This window comes from Mycobacterium interjectum, assembly GCF_900078675.2.
Taxonomy (GTDB): Bacteria; Actinomycetota; Actinomycetes; order Mycobacteriales; family Mycobacteriaceae; genus Mycobacterium; species Mycobacterium interjectum.
The window spans coordinates 3,820,709-3,840,998 of sequence record NZ_LT546237.1 but is presented as its reverse complement, the minus strand read 5'-3'; the positions used below and the strand labels follow the sequence as shown (position 1 = coordinate 3,840,998).

General features: G+C 68.0%; 23 protein-coding genes and 1 pseudogene. 20 read left to right on the top strand and 4 right to left on the bottom strand.

Annotation, left to right across the window (positions count from 1 at the left end; all coding sequences use genetic code 11):
- The first annotated feature begins 231 nt into the window (after positions 1 to 231).
- A complete protein-coding gene (locus BN4348_RS52905) occupies positions 232 to 528 on the top strand; it encodes a WXG100 family type VII secretion target (RefSeq protein ID WP_066916550.1) in 297 nt (98 codons plus the stop codon).
- Between the two features lie 29 nt (positions 529 to 557).
- Entirely contained in the window at positions 558 to 842 is a 285-nt protein-coding gene (locus BN4348_RS52900) for a WXG100 family type VII secretion target (protein WP_066916548.1), read from the top strand.
- On the opposite strand, the gene BN4348_RS52895 is transcribed toward BN4348_RS52900, so the two are convergent.
- From BN4348_RS52895 to BN4348_RS52885, 3 genes are read right to left on the bottom strand one after another with little or no spacing between them, the layout of a single operon-like run.
- A complete protein-coding gene (locus tag BN4348_RS52895) occupies positions 839 to 1,852 on the bottom strand; it encodes a zinc-binding dehydrogenase (RefSeq protein WP_066916546.1) in 1,014 nt (337 codons plus the stop codon). The genes BN4348_RS52900 and BN4348_RS52895 overlap by 4 nt on opposite strands.
- On the bottom strand, positions 1,852 to 3,042 hold the full coding sequence (locus tag BN4348_RS52890) for an LLM class flavin-dependent oxidoreductase (protein ID WP_066916544.1): 1,191 nt from the start codon (positions 3,040 to 3,042) through the stop codon (positions 1,852 to 1,854). The genes BN4348_RS52895 and BN4348_RS52890 overlap by 1 nt, the downstream gene beginning before the upstream one ends.
- Complete coding sequence (locus tag BN4348_RS52885; protein WP_096866206.1) at positions 3,039 to 4,007, bottom strand: alpha/beta fold hydrolase; 969 nt, start codon at positions 4,005 to 4,007, stop codon at positions 3,039 to 3,041. Before BN4348_RS52885 ends, BN4348_RS52890 begins: the two co-directional genes overlap by 4 nt.
- Positions 4,008 to 4,144: 137 nt before the next feature.
- On the opposite strand from BN4348_RS52885, the gene BN4348_RS52880 reads away from it, so the two are divergent.
- Positions 4,145 to 4,561 carry a VOC family protein gene (locus BN4348_RS52880; protein WP_066916542.1) on the top strand — a complete coding sequence of 139 codons (417 nt, stop codon included), beginning with the start codon at positions 4,145 to 4,147 and terminating at the stop codon, positions 4,559 to 4,561.
- A gap of 77 nt (positions 4,562 to 4,638) precedes the next feature.
- Here BN4348_RS52880 and BN4348_RS59725 read toward each other — a convergent pair whose 3' ends face one another.
- The gene (locus tag BN4348_RS59725) at positions 4,639 to 4,809 is read right to left on the bottom strand and encodes a hypothetical protein (protein WP_235852808.1); all 171 of its coding nucleotides are present in this window, start codon (positions 4,807 to 4,809) and stop codon (positions 4,639 to 4,641) included.
- Between the two features lie 68 nt (positions 4,810 to 4,877).
- Here BN4348_RS59725 and ftsH point away from each other — a divergent pair, with 68 nt between their 5' ends.
- The 17 genes and pseudogenes from ftsH to BN4348_RS52795 all read left to right on the top strand — a co-directional run bounded on the left by ftsH (position 4,878) and on the right by BN4348_RS52795 (position 20,246).
- Complete coding sequence (gene ftsH, locus BN4348_RS52875) at positions 4,878 to 7,265, top strand: ATP-dependent zinc metalloprotease FtsH (protein WP_066916540.1); 2,388 nt, start codon at positions 4,878 to 4,880, stop codon at positions 7,263 to 7,265.
- A 15-nt stretch (positions 7,266 to 7,280) separates the two neighbouring features.
- Positions 7,281 to 7,913 carry a GTP cyclohydrolase I FolE gene (folE, locus tag BN4348_RS52870; protein WP_066916538.1) on the top strand — a complete coding sequence of 211 codons (633 nt, stop codon included), beginning with the start codon at positions 7,281 to 7,283 and terminating at the stop codon, positions 7,911 to 7,913.
- Positions 7,910 to 8,737 carry a dihydropteroate synthase gene (folP, locus tag BN4348_RS52865; protein ID WP_096866205.1) on the top strand — a complete coding sequence of 276 codons (828 nt, stop codon included), beginning with the start codon at positions 7,910 to 7,912 and terminating at the stop codon, positions 8,735 to 8,737. Before folE ends, folP begins: the two co-directional genes overlap by 4 nt.
- Positions 8,730 to 9,131: a dihydroneopterin aldolase gene (gene folB / locus BN4348_RS52860; protein WP_066916536.1), complete on the top strand. Its 402-nt coding sequence runs from the start codon at positions 8,730 to 8,732 to the stop codon at positions 9,129 to 9,131. The genes folP and folB overlap by 8 nt, the downstream gene beginning before the upstream one ends.
- Positions 9,128 to 9,655 (top strand): 2-amino-4-hydroxy-6-hydroxymethyldihydropteridine diphosphokinase, encoded by a 528-nt coding sequence (gene folK, locus BN4348_RS52855; protein ID WP_066916534.1) that lies wholly within the window; start codon positions 9,128 to 9,130, stop codon positions 9,653 to 9,655. The genes folB and folK overlap by 4 nt, the downstream gene beginning before the upstream one ends.
- Positions 9,655 to 10,131 carry a DUF3180 domain-containing protein gene (locus BN4348_RS52850; RefSeq protein ID WP_066916532.1) on the top strand — a complete coding sequence of 159 codons (477 nt, stop codon included), beginning with the start codon at positions 9,655 to 9,657 and terminating at the stop codon, positions 10,129 to 10,131. Before folK ends, BN4348_RS52850 begins: the two co-directional genes overlap by 1 nt.
- Before the next feature lie 86 nt (positions 10,132 to 10,217).
- A pseudogene (locus BN4348_RS52845) lies at positions 10,218 to 11,129 on the top strand (DUF6779 domain-containing protein); the annotation flags it as partial.
- A complete protein-coding gene (gene panC / locus BN4348_RS52840; protein WP_066916530.1) occupies positions 11,081 to 11,995 on the top strand; it encodes a pantoate--beta-alanine ligase in 915 nt (304 codons plus the stop codon). The pseudogene BN4348_RS52845 and the gene panC, both read left to right, overlap by 49 nt.
- Positions 11,995 to 12,438, top strand: a complete 444-nt coding sequence (panD, locus tag BN4348_RS52835) for an aspartate 1-decarboxylase (protein WP_066916528.1) — start codon at positions 11,995 to 11,997, stop codon at positions 12,436 to 12,438. Before panC ends, panD begins: the two co-directional genes overlap by 1 nt.
- Positions 12,439 to 12,440: 2 nt before the next feature.
- Positions 12,441 to 13,265, top strand: coding sequence for a type III pantothenate kinase (locus tag BN4348_RS52830; RefSeq protein ID WP_066916526.1), 825 nt, complete (start codon positions 12,441 to 12,443; stop codon positions 13,263 to 13,265).
- 86 nt (positions 13,266 to 13,351) lie between these two features.
- Positions 13,352 to 14,851 carry a lysine--tRNA ligase gene (gene lysS, locus BN4348_RS52825; protein WP_066916524.1) on the top strand — a complete coding sequence of 500 codons (1,500 nt, stop codon included), beginning with the start codon at positions 13,352 to 13,354 and terminating at the stop codon, positions 14,849 to 14,851.
- Positions 14,852 to 14,964: 113 nt separating this feature from the next.
- Complete coding sequence (gene lsr2 / locus BN4348_RS52820) at positions 14,965 to 15,303, top strand: histone-like nucleoid-structuring protein Lsr2 (protein ID WP_036363110.1); 339 nt, start codon at positions 14,965 to 14,967, stop codon at positions 15,301 to 15,303.
- A 277-nt stretch (positions 15,304 to 15,580) separates the two neighbouring features.
- Complete coding sequence (gene clpC1, locus BN4348_RS52815) at positions 15,581 to 18,115, top strand: ATP-dependent protease ATP-binding subunit ClpC (protein WP_066916522.1); 2,535 nt, start codon at positions 15,581 to 15,583, stop codon at positions 18,113 to 18,115.
- Positions 18,116 to 18,193: 78 nt separating this feature from the next.
- Positions 18,194 to 18,574, top strand: a complete 381-nt coding sequence (locus BN4348_RS52810; protein WP_066916520.1) for a YbjQ family protein — start codon at positions 18,194 to 18,196, stop codon at positions 18,572 to 18,574.
- A gap of 136 nt (positions 18,575 to 18,710) precedes the next feature.
- Positions 18,711 to 18,926 (top strand): CbtB domain-containing protein, encoded by a 216-nt coding sequence (locus BN4348_RS52805; RefSeq protein WP_066916518.1) that lies wholly within the window; start codon positions 18,711 to 18,713, stop codon positions 18,924 to 18,926.
- Between the two features lie 4 nt (positions 18,927 to 18,930).
- On the top strand, positions 18,931 to 19,698 hold the full coding sequence (locus tag BN4348_RS52800) for a CbtA family protein (protein ID WP_066916516.1): 768 nt from the start codon (positions 18,931 to 18,933) through the stop codon (positions 19,696 to 19,698).
- Positions 19,695 to 20,246, top strand: coding sequence for a histidine phosphatase family protein (locus BN4348_RS52795; protein WP_066916514.1), 552 nt, complete (start codon positions 19,695 to 19,697; stop codon positions 20,244 to 20,246). Before BN4348_RS52800 ends, BN4348_RS52795 begins: the two co-directional genes overlap by 4 nt.
- Positions 20,247 to 20,290: the final 44 nt, after the last annotated feature.

The window sequence follows — 20,290 nt, the reverse complement described above, 5'->3', positions numbered from 1 at the left end:
TGGTTAGCGGTTTCCAATCCGGGATAGGCGAATTCGCCCAACTGATCGGTGCGCCGCTTGGCCAGGGCGTCGGCAGGACGGCCGCACCGGGGACGCCGATGCATGCGCCGGGGCCGGTCATGCGGCCGCCGTCCATGCCCGCGATGCCTGCGCCACCTCTGATGCGCGTCGCGCCGGCGATGCCGGCCGNAATCACCAGACAACACATAACTTTTCGAAGGAGAGCTGAAAATGACCGCACGATTTATGACCGACCCGCACGCGATGCGCGACATGGCGGGCCGCTTCGAGGTCCACGCCCAGACGGTCGAGGACGAGGCCCGCAAGATGTGGGCGTCCTCGCAGAACATCTCCGGCGCCGGCTGGAGCGGGGCCGCCGAGGCGACCTCGCTGGACACCGTGGGCCAGATGAACCAGGCCTTTCGCAACATCGTCGGCATGCTGCACGGGGTTCGCGACGGCCTCGTCCGCGACGCCACCAACTACGAACAGCAAGAGCAGGCCTCCCGGCAGGCCCTGAGCGGCTAGCCCCACCGACCAGAACAGGAGACTTTCGCATGACGATCAATTATCAATTCGGGGACGTCGACGCCCACGGCGCCACCCTCCGCGCCCAGGCCGCAGCGCTGGAAGCCGAGCACCAGGCCATCGTCCGGGATGTGCTTGGCGCCGGCGATTTTTGGGGCGGCGCCGGGTCGACGGCCTGTCAGCAGTTCGTCACCGAATTAGGCCGCAACTTCCAGGTGATCTACGAGCAGGCCAACGCGCACGGGCAGAAGGTACAAACCGCCGGCGACAACATGGCCGGAACCGACAGCGCCGTCGGGTCCAGCTGGGCCTAGGGCGTCACCAAGATCTTGCAGTGCCGCTCGGGGTCGGCCAGGTCGTCGAAGGCCTGGCCGACCCCTTCCAGTCCGACCTCTCCGGTGATCAGCGGCGTGACGTCAATCTCGCCCTCGGCCAGCGCGCGCAGCGAGTCGGCGAACTCTTCTGGGTTGTAGGCGAGCACGAATTGGACGTTGATCTCCTTGGCGATCGCGAAGAAGGGGTGCACGGTGTCGGGCTGCATGCAGACGCCCGCGACCACCAGGCGGGTGCCCGGCCGCGCCCGCCGCAGCACGTCGTCGATGATTCCCGGGACTCCGACCGCCTCGAAGACGACGGCGGGGTTGACGGTGTCGAAAGGCGAGCCCTGGGCCGCATCCACCGTCTGGTGTGCGCCCATCGCGGTGGCGAGCTCGCGACGCTTCGGCGAGAAGTCGGCTGCCACAATGTTTTCCACCCCCCGGGCCCGCAGGGACGCGACGATTGCGATGCCGATCGGCCCGCAGCCGAGCACCAGGGCGGTCTCGCCGGGCTGAATGTTCGACTTGTTAACGGCGTGCAATCCCACCGCCATGGGTTCGGTCAACGCGGCATGCTTGAGGTCCAGGCCGTTGGGGATGGGCATCAGCAGCGGCGCCGAAAGCAGCATTCGCTCGGCGTAGCCGCCAATGGTGCTGTTGCTGTAGACAATCGGCTCGACGCCCCCGGCGGAGAGCAGCAGGGGAAGCGACGTGACCAGGGTTCCGGGCGGATGCGTTTCCGTGTCGGGTCCGGCCTCGAGCACCTCGGCGCTGAACTCGTGCCCCATGAACACGTCGCTGTTCAGGTCGACGGCCATGCCCCCGGCACCGGCGGCCACCTGGGCGGTCATCTCCACGACCTCGTCGCCATGTGCGGCGAAATGCAGATCCGAGCCGCAGATCCCGCACGCCTTCACACCGACCAGCACCTGGCCAGGGCCGGGCACGGGCTCGGGGACGTCGTCCCGATAGACCATCCGGCCGTCGCGTAAAACCGCGGCGCGCATCAGCTTCCCGCACCTTTCTGCTCCTCGACGTGCTCGGTGATGGCCTTCACGACGGCCTCGCCTGCGCGCCCGATCAATTGGTCGCGTTTGCCCCTGGCCCAGTCGTGCGACGATCGCGACGCCTCGAGCTGTCGTTTGAAATGGGGAACCACCTTGCGGGCCATCAGGTCATAGCAGTGGTATGTCGCCTCGGGCGAGGCCCAGTCGTGGCCGAGCATCAGCAGCGTTCCGAAACCGCCCGACCGCTCCAGCAGGTCCTCGATGTACGCGATCGCGTCGTCGGGCGTGCCGATGCAGCAATTGCCTTGGGCCGCATAGTCCGCGACGAAGTCGCGCGGCGTCTGCGCCTCGCCGTCGACCGCGTTGGACAGCGGCACAAAGCCTGCCGCGCCGAAGTAGTTTGCGAAATCCTGAAGCCCGTAGGTGCAATCGTCGATTGCCTGCTCGCGGCTGTCGGCGATGTGGATGATGCTCAGAACGCGCCACGAGGCCCGGTCCGGCTCGTCCCGGCCGACCTTGGCGGCCTGCTCGCGCACCACCTCCCAGGTATTTTCGAGTGCGGCGTAGCCGCCCGGGACCGACATCGACAATGACAGCAGCGACGTGCCCAGCGCGCCGGCCAGCCTCGGACCCGACGGGGAAATCATTGCCGCCGTGGAGATCTCGGGGTAGGGCCAGGTGTAGGGGCGGATGTGCAACTGGGCGTCACGCAGCGTGAACCAGTCGGAGTGGCGGTCGATTCGTTCCGTCGGTTCGGCGCGGAACAGCGCGAGGATGGCGTCGAGGGATTCCTGCATCATCCGCCGCTGCTCGATCGGATCGATGCCCATCATGTACGCGTCCGACGGTAGCGCGCCCGGACCGGTCCCGAACATGACCCGCCCGCGGGTCAGGTGGTCCAGCAGCACCCACCGGTCGGCCACCATCAGCGGATGGTGGTAGGGCAGCGAGACCACACCGGTGCCCAGCCGGATGTGCTTGGTGCGCTCCGCCGCGGCCGCAATGAACACCTCGGGGCAGGCGATCAGCTCGTAGCCACCGGAGTGGTGTTCGCCGAACCAGGCTTCGTCGAAGCCGAGGCGGTCCAGCGCGACGACGCGTTCCATGTCGTATTCCAATGCGACCGTGGGGGATTGGCCGGTCGGATGGAATGGGGTGATAAAGACTCCGAAACGCAGCGGCGCGCTCATCGCAGCTCCAATCCGTCGAGGAATTCCAAAAGGGCGGCGTTGACTTCCTCGGGCCGCTCCTGCTGCAGCCAGTGTCCAGCGCCTTCGATCATCAGTTCGCGGTAGGGTCCGGAGATCACCTCCGACGCGCGGTCGGCGCGGGTGAAGGACAATACCGGATCGCCGGTCCCGCCGATAAACAAACACGGCACGGGGATCTTGGCGTCCGCGAGCTGCGGGGTGGTCTCCCAGTTCCGGTCGAAGTTGCGGTACCAGTTCAGGCCGCCGGTGAAGCCGGTGCGGGAGAATTCGCCGATGTAGTGGTCGAGTTCGTCCCGGCTGATCCAGTCCGGCGGCCCGCCGGGTTCGGGGAGCCGATCGATGAAGCCCTCGGGGCCGGGGGCGGCCATCCGCAGCAGCGCATCATTGCCCCCGGACGTGTGTAAGCCGCCCATCATCCGTCGGATCACCCGGTCGGGATCACCATTGAGTTCGGCATCGGCGACGCCCGGTTCCTGGAAATACAGGATGTAGAAGAAGTTTTCGCCGAATATTTTGCGCCACGCCTTTGTCGGCGCCACGTGCGAGCGCGGCATGGGCGGGACGCTCAACGCGGCCACCGCCGCCACCCGGTCGGGATGCAGCAGCGGCGCGTTCCACACCACGGCGGCGCCCCAGTCGTGCCCGATCCAGACGGCGCGCTCGGCGCCGACGTCGTCGAGCAGCCCTACCAGGTCGGCGGTCAACTGGTGAATGTCGTAAGCCTCGACGGCGTCGGGACACGATGAGCCGCCGTAGCCGCGTTGATCGGGCGCCAGCACGTGATAGCCGGCCTCGGCGAGGGCCGGTATCTGATGCCGCCACGAATAGGCCAACTCGGGAAAGCCGTGGGCCAGGATCACGACGGGCGCGCCGCGCTCTCCCGCCTCGGTCACCCGCAATTGCACACCGTTGGTGTCCACTAACCGTTCGGTTGACGAAAGCACCGTCTCACCAAAGCACAAGGACCCCGGGCTGAGAAGGGTATGCCGGATCGGAACTTGCCCTCCTGCCTTGCCGAGTCCGTCGGCCTGGTAGACATCGCGACTAATGCGTTGGCGGTAGCTGAAAGGTTGGACTTCGCATGAAGCGGCTGGACCACATCGTCTTATGGATCAAGGATCCGCAAGCGTCGATGGATTTCTACTCGAGGGTGGTCGGCCTCGCGCCGGCGCGGTTCGCCGAGTTCGAGGCTGGGGAAGCGCCATTCCCGAGCGTGCGAGTGTGTGAAGACTCCATCATCGATCTCCTGCCGACGACGAACGTCTCGGGCACCGAGTCGTTCACGAAGGTCGCGGGCAGCGCGGGCCATCCGGTGAACCACGTTTGCCTGGCGATGTCGAGGTCCGAATACGACGCGTTGGATCGGCGTCTGCGGGAAGAAGGCGTGGACACCAGCGCGCGACTGAACAACAGCTACGGAGCACGCGGGGTCGCGCCGCAGGGCTACTACTTCGCCGACCCCGACGGCAATGTCCTCGAGGCTCGCTATTACGAGTGAGCCGCCTTGAGTGGCGAGCTCGACGATGTGTGGTTTGCCACGGTGGGAACCAGATGGGGAACCGCCGGACGTTGTGTCTACAGGATGGTGCCGACCCGCTGCGCCCCGGCTCTGCCGGCGCTGGCGATCGACACCAAGTCAATGGTGCCGACCCGCTGCGCCCCGGCTCTGCCGGCGCTGGCGATCGACACCAAGTCAATGGTGCCGACCCGCTGCGCCCCGGCTCTGCCGGCGCTGGCGATCGACACTAGCGGTAGCCTGGACTTTTCCAGCTTCGTGTTTCGCGGAAGGACCTGGCCGACGAGGCCGATGATTGATGAATCGGAAAAACGTGATTCGCACGCTGACGGCGATCGCCGTTGTGGTGCTGCTGGGTTGGTCGTTTTTTTACTTTAGCGACGACACCCGCGGTTACAAGCCCGTCGACACCTCGGTGGCGATGGCCCAGATCAACGGCGACAACGTCAAGAGCGCCCAGATCGACGATCGCGAGCAGCAATTGCGGTTGACCCTGAAAAAGGGCAATAAGGACACGGACAATTCCGACAAGGTCATCACCAAGTACCCCAGCGGATATGCCGTCGACCTGTTCAACTCGCTCAACTCCAAGAACGCCAAGGTCAGCACCGTCGTGAACGAGGGCAGCATCCTGGGCGAGCTGCTGGTCTACGTGCTGCCGCTGCTGTTGCTGGTGGGCCTGTTCGTGATGTTCTCCCGGATGCAGGGTGGCGCACGGATGGGCTTCGGGTTCGGCAAGTCGCGCGCGAAGTTGCTGAACAAGGACATGCCCAAGACCACGTTCGCCGACGTCGCGGGCGTCGACGAGGCGGTCGAGGAGCTCTACGAGATCAAGGACTTCCTGCAGAACCCCAGCAGGTACCAGGCGCTGGGCGCCAAGATCCCCAAGGGCGTGCTGCTCTACGGGCCCCCCGGAACGGGCAAGACGCTGCTGGCCCGCGCTGTGGCGGGCGAGGCCGGGGTGCCGTTCTTCACCATCTCCGGCTCCGACTTCGTCGAAATGTTCGTCGGTGTGGGCGCCTCGCGGGTGCGCGACCTGTTCGAGCAGGCCAAGCAGAACAACCCGTGCATCATCTTCGTCGACGAGATCGACGCCGTCGGCCGCCAGCGCGGCGCCGGCCTGGGCGGTGGGCACGACGAACGCGAGCAGACGCTGAACCAGTTGCTGGTCGAGATGGACGGTTTCGGTGATCGCACCGGCGTCATCCTGATCGCGGCCACCAACCGCCCCGACATCCTGGACCCCGCGCTGCTGCGGCCCGGCCGCTTCGACCGGCAGATCCCGGTGACCAATCCGGACATGGCGGGCCGCCGCGCGGTGCTGCGGGTGCACTCCAAGGGCAAGCCGATCGGTCCCGACGCCGACCTCGACGGGCTGGCCAAGCGGACCGTCGGCATGACCGGCGCCGACCTCGCCAACGTCATCAACGAGGCGGCGCTGCTGACCGCCCGGGAGAACGGCACCGTCATCACCGGCGCCGCGCTGGAGGAGGCGGTCGACCGGGTGATCGGCGGGCCGCGCCGCAAGGGTCGCATCATCAGCGAGCAGGAAAAGAAGATCACCGCCTACCACGAGGGCGGGCACACGCTGGCGGCCTGGGCGATGCCCGACATCGAGCCGATCTACAAGGTGACGATCCTGGCGCGCGGGCGCACCGGCGGGCACGCGGTCGCGGTGCCGGAGGAGGACAAGGGCCTGCGGACGCGCTCGGAGATGATCGCTCAGCTGGTGTTCGCGATGGGCGGGCGCGCCGCCGAGGAACTGGTATTCCGCGAGCCGACCACCGGCGCGGTATCCGACATCGAACAGGCCACCAAGATCGCGCGCGCGATGGTCACCGAATTCGGCATGAGCTCCAAGCTGGGCGCCGTGAAGTACGGCACCGAACACGGTGATCCCTTCCTGGGTCGGACCATGGGAACGCAGGCGGACTACTCCCACGAGGTCGCACGGGACATCGACGACGAGGTGCGCAAGCTCATCGAGGCCGCCCACACCGAGGCTTGGGAGATCCTCACCGAATACCGTGACGTGCTCGACACGCTGGCCGGCGAGCTGCTGGAGAAAGAGACCCTGCACCGGCCCGAGCTGGAGGGCATCTTCTCCGGCGTCGAAAAGCGGCCCAGGCTAACCATGTTCGACGACTTCGGCGGCCGGATCCCGTCGGACAAGCCGCCGATCAAGACGCCCGGCGAGCTGGCCATGGAGCGGGGGGAGCCGTGGCCGCCCCCGGTGCAGGAACCGGCCTTCAAGGCGGCCATCGCCCGCGCCAGCGAGGCTGCGCAGGCCGAGGCAGCCCAAAACGCCAACGGCGGCAATGGTTCTCACGGTGGCCAAGGGGCCGGCAATCGCCAGCCCGTTCCGCAGGGCTCGACGCAGCCCGACTACGGCGCCCCGGCGGGCTGGTATGCGCCGGGATGGCCGCCGCAGCACCAGCAGCAGCCGAATCATTGGCATCCGCCCGCCCCGAGCCCCGCACCGCCCCCGCCGCAGCCGTATTGGCCGCAGCCCGCGCCGGGGTACCCGGGCCAGCAGGGCCCCCAGGGGCAAGGGCATCCGACCCATCAGCATTACCCGCCCTATCCCCCCTATCCGCCTCCCGCTCAACCGAGTCCGGACGCCGCAAAGGCTCCCGACAAGCAGGGCGATGACGTGAGCCGGTACAACCCGCCGGCCCACGGCTGACGAACGGAGGATCCGATGGCTCTCCCAGATTTGGAGCGGGATTTCGGGCCGGACACCCGCCACCGGGCTCCACGCATACGGGTGTTCGATCAGCAACGCGCCGAGGCGGCGATCCGCGAGCTGCTCTACGCGATCGGCGAGGACCCGGATCGAAACGGCTTGCAGGACACCCCGGCCCGCGTCGCGCGCGCCTACCGCGAGATGTTCGCCGGGCTCTACACCGATCCCGATACCGTTTTGAACACCATGTTCGACGAGGACCACGACGAGATGGTGATCGTCAAGGAAATCCCGATGTACTCCACCTGTGAGCATCACCTGGTGTCGTTCCACGGCGTGGCCCACGTCGGGTACATCCCCGGCAAGGACGGCAGGGTGACCGGCCTGTCGAAGATCGCCCGGCTGGTGGACCTGTACGCCAAGCGCCCCCAGATTCAGGAGCGGCTCACCAGCCAGATCGCCGACGCGCTGGTGAGCAAACTGGATCCGCGCGGCGTGATCGTCGTGGTCGAGGCCGAACACCTGTGCATGGCGATGCGCGGTGTCCGCAAGCCCGGCGCCGTCACCACGACGTCGGCGGTGCGTGGCATGTTCAAGACCAGTCCCGCCTCTCGAGCCGAAGCGCTCGACCTGATCCTGCGCAAGTGAGTCCGGCGCCCGTGCAGGTGATGGGAGTCCTGAACGTCACTGACGACTCCTTCTCCGACGGTGGGCGCTACCTCGATACCGACGACGCCGTCGCCCACGGTCTGGCGATGGCCGCCGAGGGCGCCGGCATCGTCGACGTCGGCGGGGAGTCGACCCGGCCCGGCGCCGTGCGCGTCGACCCGCTCCTCGAGACGTCCCGGGTGGTGCCCGTCGTCAAAGAGCTTGCCGCACAGGGTATTACCGTGAGCATCGACACCATGCACGCCGACGTTGCGCGGGCGGCGCTGGACAGCGGCGCGCGGATCGTCAACGACGTGTCGGGTGGGCGGGCCGATCCCGCGATGGCGCCGCTGCTGGCCGAGGCCGGCGTGCCGTGGGTGTTGATGCATTGGCGATCGGTGTCCTCGGAGCGCCCCCATCAGGCGCCGCACTACCGTGACGTGGTGGCCGAAGTGCGCGACGAGCTGCTCGCCAGCGTCGACGACGCGGTGGCGGCGGGCGTGGATCCCGACCGGCTGGTGATCGACCCCGGCCTGGGATTCGCCAAGACGGGACAAGACAATTGGGCGCTGCTGCACGCGCTGCCGCAGCTGGTCGCCACCGGGGTGCCGGTGCTGCTGGGCGCCTCGCGTAAACGGTTCCTGGGTACGTTGTTGGCCGGACCCGACGGCTCGCCGCGACCGCCCGACGGGCGCGAGACGGCGACCGCGGTGGTTTCCGCGCTGGCCGCCCTCTATGGGGCCTGGGGCGTGCGGGTGCACGACGTGCGCGCCTCCGTCGATGCCCTCAAGGTCGTCGAGGCCTGGACGGGACACGATGGCTGATCGAATCGAGTTGCGCGGCTTGACGGCCCGTGGCCGCCACGGAGTGTTCGAGCACGAGCGCGCCGGCGGGCAGGAGTTCGTCGTCGATATCACCGTGTGGATCGACCTGGCCGACGCCGCGGCCAGCGACGACCTGGCCGACACCTACGACTACGGCGCGCTCGCCCAACTGGCGGCCGACGTCGTCGGGGGGCCGCCGCGCCGGCTGATCGAGGCGGTCGGCGGTGAGATCGCCGACCGGGTGATGGGAGATCAACGCGTGCACGCAGTCGAGGTGGTGGTGCACAAGCCGCAGGCGCCCATCCCGCACCAGTTCGCCGACGTCGCCGTGGTGGTTCGGCGCTCGCGGCGCGGCGGTCGCGGCTCGGTGATCCCGGCGGGCGGGGCGGTATGACCCGCATCGTGCTGTCCATCGGATCCAACCTGGGCGACCGGTTGGCGCGGCTGCAGTCGGTGGTCGACGGGCTGGGCGAGGCGGTAATGGCGGTCTCCCCGGTGTACGAGACGGACCCCTGGGGCCGAGTGGAGCAGGCGCCATTCCTCAACGCGGCGCTCATCGCCGAGGACCCGGGGTATGACGGGCAGGGCTGGCTGCGCCGGGCGCAGGAGTTCGAGCGGGCCGCGGGGCGGGTGCGCGGCGAGCGCTGGGGCCCGCGCACCCTCGACGTCGACCTGATCGCCTGCTACGGCGACACAGAGGTGATCGTCCGCGAACCCAACCTGACGCTGCCGCACCCGCTGGCGCACCTGCGGGCCTTCGTGATGGTGCCGTGGCTGGCCATCGAGCCCGACGCCGAGCTGACGGTCGCCGAAGGGCCGCGTCCGGTCGCGCAGCTGCTGGCCCAGCTCGAGCCGGCCGACCGGGCCGGGGTGCGGCCCTCCGGGCTGAGGCTGCACTCGAAGGGGCCCCATCGCTGATGGGCCCAACCAGGAAGCGTGACCTGACGGCCGCGGTAGTCGGCGCTGCGGTGGTGGGCTACCTGTTGGTGATCACCCTGTACCGGTGGTTTCCACCCATCACGGTGTGGACAGGCCTGTCGCTGCTCGGTGTGGCCATCGCCGAGGCGCTGTGGGCCCGCTACGTGCGGGTCAAGATCGACGAGGGCGAAATCGGGACCGGGCCCGGCTGGCTGCACCCGCTGGCGGTGGCGCGCAGCGTGATGGTGGCCAAGGCGTCGGCCTGGGTGGGCGCGCTGGTGTTGGGCTGGTGGATCGGGGTGTTGGTGTACTTCTTCCCCCGGCGATCGTGGCTGCGCGTGGCCGCCGAGGACACCAGCGGGACCGTGGTGGCCGCCGTCAGCGCGCTGGCGCTGGTGGTCGCCGCGCTGTGGCTGCAGCATTGCTGCAAGTCCCCGCAGGATCCGGCCGACCACGGCGAGGGCGCCGAAACGTAGCGCTCCCAGAGGCCCCGCGATGGTCCCGTGAGAATCGCCGGTGCCGCGCGACACGCGGAGTGACCTCGCGCAGGTACTCTCAGGCCATGACCGTTCTGTCCCGCGGCGCCCGGGTTCGGCGCGGCGGCCGCAGGCCGGGGTGGGTGCTCTTGACCGCGTTGCTGGTCCTCGCGATGGGGGCCAGTTCCGCACTGGTTTTCACCAATCGGGTGGAACTCCTCAAGCTCGCTGTAATCCTGGCGCTGTGGGCCGCAGTCGCCGGCGCCTTCGTTTCGGTGCTCTATCGCCGTCAAAGCGACGCGGACCAGTCGCGCGTGCGCGATCTCAAGCTGGTCTACGACCTGCAGCTGGATCGGGAAATCTCGGCCCGGCGCGAGTACGAGCTGACCGTGGAGTCCCAGCTGCGTCGCGAGCTGGCCTCCGAGTTGCGCGCCCAGGCCGAAGACGACCTGGCCGCGCTGCGCGCCGAGCTGAGCGCGCTGCGAACCAGCCTGGAGATCTTGTTCGACACCGACCTGCAGCATCACCCCGCGCTGGAGACGGTCGAAACCGAGGCGCCGCCAACCCGCGCCTACAGCGACTGGGACCGCAACGGCGAGAGCAACCGGGACTGGGTATCCAGCGATCGGGTGACATCGGTCACCCGGGACAACCCGCCCGGTCAGGGCGACGGCCGCGCCGACGAGGCCGCGATTATCGATGTGCCCGAGGAACCGCTGCTTCCGCCCCGCCAGCCGCCGCCCCCGCGGGAGCGCGTTCGCGGCCAGTACGAGGTCTCACCGGAGGCGCGGTACGTGGTTTCCCAGGAGCCCCCGTACATGATGGCGCCGCCGGAGCCCGAGCCGCGATTCGAACCCCGGCAACAGCCGCCGCCACTCCCGCAGCCGGAACCGCAGCCGGAACCGCAGCCGCAGATGCGGGACTGGCAGCCGGCCGCCGCCGAGGGGCAGTGGCTGCCCCCCGGNCCGGCGAACTCAACGTCTACCGGGCCCCGCGCGACGTCACCGATGTCAGCCGGGCGCTGCGTCACACCGGCCGCCGGGTGATGCTGGTGCCCACCATGGGCGCCCTGCACGACGGGCACCTGGCGCTGGTGCGTGCCGCCAAGCGGGTGCCGGGCTCGGTGGTCGTGGTCTCGATCTTCGTCAACCCCCTGCAGTTCGGGGCCGGCGAAGACCTCGACGCCTACCCCCGCACCCTCGACGACGACCTGGCGCTGCTGCGCGGCGAGGGCGTCGAGATCGTCTTCGCGCCGACCGCCGCCGCGATGTACCCCAGCGGGCTGCGCACCACCGTGCAGCCCGGCCCGCTGGCCGCCGAGCTCGAGGGCGGCCCGCGGCCGACCCATTTCGCCGGCGTGCTCACAGTGGTGCTGAAACTGCTGCTGATCGTGCGCCCCGACCGGGTTTACTTCGGCGAGAAGGACTATCAGCAGCTGGTCATGATCCGCCAGATGGTCGCCGACCTCGACGTCGACGTGGCCGTCGTCGGCGTCCCGACGGTGCGCGAACACGACGGGCTGGCGATGTCCTCGCGCAACCGCTACCTGGACGCGACGCAGCGCGAATTGGCAGTGGCGCTGTCGGCGGCGCTGACGGCCGGGGCGCACGCCGCGCCCCACGGTGCCCGGGCAGCGCTGGACGCGGCTCGCGCGGTGCTCGATGCCACGCCCGGCCTGGTGGTCGATTACCTCGAGCTGCGTGACGCCGACCTTGGGCCGTTGCGGGATAACGGATCCGGTCGGCTGCTGGTCGCGGCCCGGCTCGGCAGGACCAGGCTGCTTGACAACGTGTCAATCCAGATCGGAAACCTCGCCGGCACCGCTGGGCCGGACGAACTCGCCCAATCACATTGGAGGAATTGATGTTACGGACGATGCTGAAGTCGAAGATCCACCGCGCCACCGTCACGCAGGCCGACCTGCACTACGTCGGCTCGGTGACCATCGACGCCGACTTGATGGAAGCCGCCGACCTGCTCGAGGGCGAACAGGTGACCATCGTCGACATCGACAACGGCGCCCGCCTGGTCACCTACGCGATCACCGGCGAACGCGGCACCGGAGTGATCGGGATCAACGGCGCCGCAGCGCATCTGGTGCACCCGGGCGACCTGGTGATCCTGATCGCCTACGGGACGATGGAGGAAGCGGAGGCGCGCGCCTACCGCCCGCGGATCGTCTTCGTCGACGCCGAGAACAAGCCGATCGACCTCGGGCACGACCCGGCGTTCGTGCCGGCTGACGCGGCGGAGCTGTCCCCCGCACGCGGGTGGTGCCCCCAGGACCCGCGGATCGGCGCGCGGTAACCGTGCTGCTGGCCATCGATGTCCGCAACACGCACACCGTCGTCGGACTGATCTCCGGATCCAAGGAGCACGCAAAAGTCGTGCAGCAGTGGCGGATCCGCACCGAATCCGAGGCCACCGCGGACGAGCTGGCGCTGACCATCGACGGCCTGATCGGCGACGATTCCGAGCGCCTGACCGGCGCCGCCGCGCTGTCGACGGTGCCGTCCGTGCTGCACGAGGTGCGGGTGATGCTCGATCAGTACTGGCCGTCGGTGCCGCACGTGCTCATCGAGCCGGGCGTGCGCACCGGGATTCCCCTGCTGGTCGACAATCCGAAAGAAGTGGGCGCCGACCGCATCGTCAACTGCCTGGCGGCGTTTCACAAGTTCGGCACCGCGGCCATCGTCATCGATTTCGGCTCCTCGATCTGCGTGGACGTGGTGTCGGCCAAGGGCGAATTTCTCGGCGGCGCGATCGCGCCCGGCGTGCAGGTGTCCTCCGACGCCGCCGCGGCCCGCTCCGCGGCGCTGCGTCGCGTCGAATTGACCCGGCCCCGTTCGGTGGTCGGCAAGAACACCGTCGAATGCATGCAGGCCGGTGCGGTGTTCGGGTTCGCCGGGCTGGTCGACGGCTTGGTCCAGCGCATCCGCGAGGACGTGGACGGTTTCGCCGACGCCCTGGGCGATCAGGTCGCGGTCGTGGCGACCGGCCATACCGCGCCCCTGCTGCTGCCCGAGCTGCACACCGTCAGCCACCACGACCAACACCTGACGCTGCACGGTCTGCAGCTGGTCTTCGAACGCAACCGGGACGCCCAGCGCGGTCGGCTGAAGACGGCGCGCTGACGGCGGTCGCCGTCGCATCGAGACGGCGCGCAGCGCCCGACGCCGTCAGCGCAGGCTCGATGCCCGGTCAATTAAGCTGGCACGTCGTGAGCGAAGCCGACCCCGACCTCCCCGAGCAGTTCCGGATCCGCCGGGACAAGCGCGCTCGCCTGTTGGAGGAGGGGTGCGACCCCTACCCGGTCGCCATCGAGCGCACCCACACCCTGGCCGAGGTGCGCGCCGCCCACCCCGACCTGCCGACCGACACCGCCACCGACGACATCGTCGGCGTCGCGGGCCGCGTCATCTTCGCGCGCAATTCCGGGAAATTGTGCTTTGCGACACTCCAGGATGGCGACGGCACCACCCTCCAGGTGATGATCAGCCTCGACAAGGTGGGGCAGCAGGCGCTCGACGCGTGGAAAGCCGACGTCGACCTCGGTGACATCGTCTACGTGCACGGCAACGTGATCAGCTCGCGGCGCGGCGAGTTGTCCGTGCTGGCCGACTCCTGGCGGATGGCGGCCAAGTCGCTGCGCCCGCTGCCCGTCGCGCACAAGGAGATGAACGAAGAGTCGCGGGTGCGGCAGCGCTACGTCGACCTCATCGTCCGCCCCCAGGCCCGGTCGGTGGCCCGGCAGAGGATCGCCGTCATCCGCGCGATACGCAACGCGATGGAACGGCGCGGGTTTCTCGAAGTCGAAACGCCTATGTTGCAGACGCTGGCCGGAGGCGCCGCAGCCCGGCCGTTCGTCACCCATTCCAATGCGCTCGACATCGATCTCTACCTGCGGATCGCGCCCGAACTGTTCCTGAAGCGCTGCATCGTCGGGGGATTCGACAGGGTCTTCGAGCTAAATCGCGTGTTCCGAAACGAAGGGGCCGATTCTACGCATTCTCCAGAATTTTCGATGCTGGAGACCTACCAGACCTACGGAACCTATGACGATTCGGCGATCGTCACGCGTGAGCTTATTCAAGAGGTGGCCGACGAGGCGATCGGAACCCGACAACTCCCGTTGCCAGACGGCAGCGTCTACGACATAGACGGAGAATGGGCGTCGATACAAATGTATCCCTCGCTGTCGGCGGCGCTCGGCGAAGAGATCACGCCCGAGACGACGGTCGACCGGCTGTGGGCCATCGCAAATCGGCTCGGGGTGGAGATCCCCGAGAACCGGGGCTATGGACACGGCAAGCTCGTCGAGGAACTGTGGGAGCACGCCGTGGGCAACGCGCTCACCGCGCCCACCTTCGTCAAGGATTTCCCGGTCGAGACAACGCCTTTGACGCGCCAGCACCGCAGCATTCCCGGCGTGACCGAGAAATGGGACCTCTACCTTCGCGGGGTCGAACTGGCCACCGGGTATTCCGAACTCAACGACCCGGTCGTGCAGCGCGAGAGGTTCGCGGCGCAGGCCCGCGCCGCGGCGGCGGGCGACGACGAGGCCATGGTGCTCGACGAAGACTTTCTCGCCGCGCTCGAGTACGGGATGCCGCCGTGCACGGGAACCGGAATGGGTATCGATCGGTTGCTGATGACTTTGACCGGCCTGTCAATTCGCGAGACAGTTTTGTTCCCGATTGTTCGACCGCACTCCGGTTGAGTTACCCGTTGCGTCTGGATTGAGTATCCTGCGTTCTTATGGCAGATTGGTGTCTTGGGGAGTGAATCCAAACTGCTCAGCAACTGCTCAGGACGAAACGCGAGGGTAAGCTAATGGCGAAAAAAGTGACCGTCACCTTGGTCGATGATTTCGACGGTGCGGGCGCGGCCGACGAAACGGTTGAATTTGGGCTTGACGGGGTGACCTACGAGATTGATCTTTCGTCCAAGAATGCCGCGAAACTGCGCAACGATTTGAAGCAATGGGTAGCGGCGGGACGCCGTGTCGGCGGTCGTCGGCGCGGGCGCTCCGGTTCGGGACGTGGACGTGGGGCCATCGACCGCGAGCAGAGCGCCGCGATCCGCGAGTGGGCCCGCCGCAACGGGCACAACGTGTCGACGCGCGGTCGCATCCCCGCGGACGTCATCGACGCGTTCCACGCGGCCACCTAAGCGGACCGCTTACCGGCGCCCGGGTCCCGAGGCCTGGGCGCCGGTTGCTTTCGATTTCGCTGGCGGCGGAATGATCGCCGGCCCTCGCGGGAAACGCTTTGGCCATTTCCCTCGTTTACCTGTTACGGCTCTGCGCTGACAGGGGACTAACGGAGGTATGCGGCCGGACCGCCGGCCACCGCAACGTTAGGAACCCCGGCGGGCCGACCATTACAGTGGATGGCAGGTACGCGATGCCCCAGCTGTACCGATGGTGAGGGAGAGCAGGTAACCACCGATGTTCGAAAGATTTACCGACCGTGCCCGCAGGGTCGTCGTCTTGGCGCAAGAAGAGGCCCGGATGCTCAACCACAACTACATCGGCACCGAGCACATTCTGTTGGGCCTGATTCACGAGGGCGAGGGCGTCGCGGCGAAGTCGTTGGAGTCGCTGGGCATCTCGTTGGAAGGCGTCCGCAGCCAGGTCGAGGAGATCATCGGCCAAGGGCAGCAGGCGCCGTCGGGACACATCCCGTTCACGCCGCGCGCCAAGAAGGTTCTCGAGCTGAGCCTGCGCGAGGCGCTGCAGTTGGGCCACAACTACATCGGCACCGAGCACATCCTGCTGGGCCTGATCCGCGAGGGTGAGGGCGTGGCCGCCCAGGTGCTGGTCAAGCTGGGCGCCGAGCTGACCCGGGTGCGCCAGCAGGTGATCCAGCTGCTGAGCGGCTACCAGGGCAAGGAGGCCGCGGAGGCCGGGACCGGTGGCCGCGGCGGCGAGTCGGGCAGCCCGTCCACGTCTTTGGTGCTTGACCAGTTCGGGCGCAACCTGACGGCCGCCGCGATGGAAGGCAAGCTGGACCCCGTCATCGGCCGCGAGAAGGAAATCGAGCGGGTGATGCAGGTGCTGAGCCGGCGCACCAAGAACAACCCGGTGCTGATCGGCGAGCCCGGCGTCGGCAAGACCGCCGTCGTCGAGGGGCTGGCGCAGGCCATCGTGCACGGCCAGGTCCCGGAGACGCTGAAGGACAAGCAGCTCTACACGCTCGACCTGGGTTCGCTGGTCGCGGGCAGCCGCTACCGCGGCGACTTCGAGGAACGCCTCAAGAAGGTGCTCAAGGAGATCAACACCCGCGGCGACATCATCCTGTTCATCGACGAGCTGCACACGCTGGTCGGTGCCGGCGCCGCCGAGGGCGCGATCGACGCCGCGTCGATCCTCAAGCCCAAGCTGGCCCGCGGTGAGCTGCAGACGATCGGTGCCACCACGCTCGACGAGTACCGCAAGTACATCGAGAAGGACGCCGCCCTGGAGCGCCGCTTCCAGCCCGTGCAGGTGGGGGAGCCGACGGTGGAGCACACCATCGAGATCCTCAAGGGCCTGCGCGACCGCTACGAGGCGCACCACCGGGTGTCGATCAGCGACGGTGCGATCGTCGCCGCCGCGACCCTGGCCGATCGCTATATCAACGACCGGTTCCTGCCGGACAAGGCGATCGACCTGATCGACGAGGCCGGCGCCCGGATGCGGATCCGCCGGATGACCGCGCCGCCAGACCTGCGCGAGTTCGACGAGAAGATCGCCGAGGCGCGCCGCGAGAAGGAATCGGCCATCGACGCCCAGGACTTCGAGAAGGCGGCGAGCCTGCGCGACCGGGAGAAGCAACTGGTCGCCCAGCGGGCGGAACGCGAAAAGCAGTGGCGCTCAGGCGATATGGACGTGGTCGCGGAGGTCGACGACGAACAGATCGCCGAGGTGCTGGGCAACTGGACCGGCATCCCGGTGTTCAAGCTCACCGAGGCCGAGACCACCCGACTGCTGCGCATGGAGGACGAACTGCACAAGCGGATCATCGGCCAGGAGGACGCGGTCAGGGCGGTCTCGAAGGCGATCCGCCGCACGCGTGCCGGGCTGAAGGACCCCAAGCGCCCGTCGGGCTCGTTCATTTTCGCCGGCCCCTCGGGTGTCGGGAAGACCGAGCTGTCCAAGGCGCTGGCGAACTTCCTGTTCGGCGACGACGACGCGCTCATCCAGATCGACATGGGCGAGTTCCACGACCGGTTCACCGCGTCGCGGCTGTTCGGCGCGCCCCCGGGATACGTGGGCTACGAGGAGGGCGGCCAGCTCACCGAGAAGGTGCGGCGCAAGCCGTTCTCAGTGGTGCTGTTCGACGAGATCGAGAAGGCGCACCAGGAGATCTACAACAGCCTGTTGCAGGTCCTCGAGGACGGCCGGCTCACCGACGGCCAGGGCCGCACGGTGGACTTCAAGAACACCGTGCTGATCTTCACGTCCAACCTGGGCACCTCGGACATCTCCAAGCCGGTCGGCCTGGGCTTCACCCAGGGTGGCGGTGAGAACGACTACGAGCGGATGAAGCAGAAGGTCAACGACGAGCTCAAGAAGCACTTCCGTCCGGAGTTCCTCAACCGCATCGACGAGGTCATCGTCTTCCACCAGCTGACTCGCGACGAGATCATCCGGATGGTCGACCTGATGATCACCCGGGTCGCGGGCCAGCTCAAGGGCAAGGACATGGCCCTGGAGCTGACCGACAAGGCGAAGTCGTTGCTGGCCAAGCGCGGCTTCGACCCGGTGCTGGGTGCCCGCCCGCTGCGGCGCACCATCCAGCGCGAGATCGAGGACCAGCTGTCCGAGAAGATCCTCTTCGAAGAGGTCGGCCCCGGGCAGGTCGTCACCGTCGACGTGGACAACTGGGACGGCGAAGGCGCCGGCGAGGACGCGGTGTTCACCTTCACGGGAACCCGCAAGCCACCGGCCGAGCCGGATCTGGCCAAGGCCGGGGCGCACAGCGCGCCAGAAACGCCGTAGCACGACAGCAAACGGGCGGTTAATCTCTGACGGGATTAACCGCCCGTTTTTGCTTCGCGCTAGAAGAAGGGCCCGCTTGTGCTGATCGTGACCACCAACGACCTCCCGGGCTGGGAAATCCAGCGGGTGTGCGGCGAAGTGTTCGGGTTGACGGTGCGGTCGCGAAACGCGCTCTCCCAGATGGGCGCGGGCTTCAAGGCGATGTTCGGCGGCGAGCTGGCCGGCATGACCAAGAATCTCGCCGAAAGCCGCAACGAAGCGATGGGTCGCCTGATCGCCGAGGCGCGCAACCGCGGTGGCAACGCGATCGTCGCGATGCGGTTCGACACGACCGAGATCGGCGACGTGTGGACCGAGATCTGCGCCTACGGCACCGCGGTCCAGGCGATCCCGGTCACCGACGCCGCCAAGTACACCGCGAGCCAGCTCGGCTACGGCGCCGCGGCGCCGCAACAATGATCGCGGTCTAGACTGACCACTCGACGGCTAACGGAATTCTGGTGAAACTCCAGAACGGACGCGCCACTGTCACAGTCAGACCCGGACCCCGTCACCCATCCGCAAGCGGGACGCGACATCCCGGAAGGAGTCACATGTGACCACTCCCCAGCCAACTGACACCCATACCCGATCGGTTGATCTGTCGGCGGCGAGCGCCGCGATCTGGTTGGCGGCGACCGCCTTCCTGGCGCTGCTGGCGCTGTACTTCGTCGGCGTCGACCAGGGGGCGGTGTCGTTGTTCGGCGGTGATTCGCACGTGCACGAGTTCGTGCACGACGCCCGGCATCTGCTCGGCTTCCCCTGCCACTGATCGCGTGGAGAAGCGTCTGATCGGACGCGGCCTGCTGGCCGGTGCAATCGGCGCGGTGCTGGCGTTCGGCTTCGCCCGCCTGTGCGCCGAACCGGTCATCGGCCGCGCGATCGCTTTCGAGGACGGACGCGCCGACGCCCTGGACGCCCATGGCGTGCACGAGCATGGCGCCGAGTTGTTCAGTCGCGGAGTGCAGTCCAACGTCGGGCTGGGTTTCGGCGTTCTGATCTTTGGCGTCGCGATGGGCGCGCTGTTCGGGGTCGTGTTCTGCGTAGTCTTTCCGCGCGCGGGAAGCGTTGCACCACAGCGGCTTTCGCTGCTCTTGGCGGCTGCGGCATTCGTTGCCGTGTACCTGGTGCCGTTCGTGAAATATCCGCCGAATCCGCCCGCGGTGGGCCAGTCGGACACGATCGGTGCGCGCACCGGCTGGTATCTGGTGGCGGTGCTGGCGTCGGTGGTGCTGGTCATCGCCGCGGTGTGGCTGGCGCGGGGGCTGACGGTCCGGTTCGGCGCGTGGAACGGGCGGCTGCTCGCGGCGGGCGCCTATGTCGCGGCGGTCGCGGTGGTGATGCTGCTCCTGCCGGGCACCGACGAGACACCGCAACCGGTGCGGAACGCCTCGGGGGCGATCGTCTATCCCGGCTTTCCTGCCGATGTCCTCTACGAGTTCAGGCTGCTTGCACTGGCCACTCAGCTGGTGTTGTGGGCGACGATCGGCGTGGTGTTCGCGACGGTTGCCCGACGCCCGCTGGAGGAGCGGGTCCCGGCGTGAGCGACGTCGTACGGCTGACCCTGGTCTCGCACGCCATGACCGACGCCATGGCGGCCGGACGGTTCCCCGCCGACGAGGCGCTCAGCGAGATCGGCCGCCGGCAGGTCAAAAAGGCTGGGCGCCTTGATGTTCAGAAAGACGCGCGTGTGCTCGCGGGACCCGAGCAGCGGGTGCGGGAGACCGCGCAGCGGCTGGGACTGCACGCCGCAACCGAACCTCGGCTGGCCGACCTGCATTGCGGACAATGGTGCGGGCACACGCTGCGGGCCGTCGGACCCGCGGAACTCGAGACGTGGCTGACCGATCCGGCCCGGGCCCCGCACGGCGGTGAATCGATCGTCGACCTGATCCAACGGGTGGCGGGCTGGCTGGAGTCCCTGACCGGCAACACCGCGCCGGCCGTGGCGGTGACGCATCCGGCGGTGGTCCGCGCCGCCATCCTGCACAGCCTCGACGCACCCGCGAAGTCCTTCTGGGGAATCGATATTGCCCCGGTGAGTCGCACCGTGCTGCACTTTCGCAACGGCCGCTGGACGCTGCGCTTGTAACTGGCCCTGGCGGCTCTCCAGCCCGTGCGGCTTGCCCCAAAGTT

Coding starts and splice junctions, on each gene's coding strand:
- BN4348_RS52890 (WP_066916544.1), bottom strand. CDS start 3,042: ATGAGCGCGCCGCTGCGTTTCGGAGTCTTTATCACCCCATTCCATCCG.
- folK (WP_066916534.1), top strand. CDS start 9,128: ATGACCCGCATCGTGCTGTCCATCGGATCCAACCTGGGCGACCGGTTG.
- BN4348_RS52850 (WP_066916532.1), top strand. CDS start 9,655: ATGGGCCCAACCAGGAAGCGTGACCTGACGGCCGCGGTAGTCGGCGCT.
- panD (WP_066916528.1), top strand. CDS start 11,995: ATGTTACGGACGATGCTGAAGTCGAAGATCCACCGCGCCACCGTCACG.
- lsr2 (WP_036363110.1), top strand. CDS start 14,965: ATGGCGAAAAAAGTGACCGTCACCTTGGTCGATGATTTCGACGGTGCG.
- BN4348_RS52905 (WP_066916550.1), top strand. CDS start 232: ATGACCGCACGATTTATGACCGACCCGCACGCGATGCGCGACATGGCG.
- folB (WP_066916536.1), top strand. CDS start 8,730: ATGGCTGATCGAATCGAGTTGCGCGGCTTGACGGCCCGTGGCCGCCAC.
- ftsH (WP_066916540.1), top strand. CDS start 4,878: ATGAATCGGAAAAACGTGATTCGCACGCTGACGGCGATCGCCGTTGTG.
- BN4348_RS52900 (WP_066916548.1), top strand. CDS start 558: ATGACGATCAATTATCAATTCGGGGACGTCGACGCCCACGGCGCCACC.
- BN4348_RS52895 (WP_066916546.1), bottom strand. CDS start 1,852: ATGCGCGCCGCGGTTTTACGCGACGGCCGGATGGTCTATCGGGACGAC.
- BN4348_RS52880 (WP_066916542.1), top strand. CDS start 4,145: ATGAAGCGGCTGGACCACATCGTCTTATGGATCAAGGATCCGCAAGCG.
- folE (WP_066916538.1), top strand. CDS start 7,281: ATGGCTCTCCCAGATTTGGAGCGGGATTTCGGGCCGGACACCCGCCAC.
- clpC1 (WP_066916522.1), top strand. CDS start 15,581: ATGTTCGAAAGATTTACCGACCGTGCCCGCAGGGTCGTCGTCTTGGCG.